Source organism: Lysinibacillus sp. UBA5994 (genome assembly GCF_002429725.1).
Classification (GTDB): domain Bacteria; phylum Bacillota; class Bacilli; order Bacillales_A; family Planococcaceae; genus Lysinibacillus; species Lysinibacillus capsici.
This window is the reverse complement of the sequence record NZ_DJAU01000002.1, coordinates 228075-228415: the sequence shown is the minus strand read 5'-3', so window position 1 is coordinate 228415 and position 341 is coordinate 228075. Positions and strand designations below refer to the sequence as shown.

Below are 341 nucleotides of genomic sequence, written 5' to 3'. Positions count from 1 at the left end.
AACACCGGTAGCCCCAGTTACTCCAGTAGTGCCAGTAGCGCCGGTCTCACCCGTAGCCCCAGCAACGCCGGTAGCGCCAGTAACGCCGGTAGCGCCAGTTACTCCAGTAGTGCCAGTAGCGCCGGTTACTCCAGTAATGCCAGTAGCGCCGGTTACTCCAGTAATGCCGGTAGCCCCAGTTACCCCAGTCTCACCCGTAGAACCAGTAACGCCGGTTACCCCAGTAGAACCAGTAGCGCCAGTAGCCCCGGTTACACCCGTAGAACCAGTAATACCAGTAGCGCCGGTCACTCCCGTAGAACCAGTAACGCCAGTAGCGCCAGTAACGCCGGTAACGCCAG

1 protein-coding gene is annotated in these 341 nt (G+C 59.8%); it reads right to left on the bottom strand.

Annotated features, from left to right (window positions below; all coding sequences use genetic code 11):
• The coding region (locus B3D98_RS01415) for a hypothetical protein (protein ID WP_288579861.1) at positions 1–341 on the bottom strand (341 nt) is incomplete at both ends.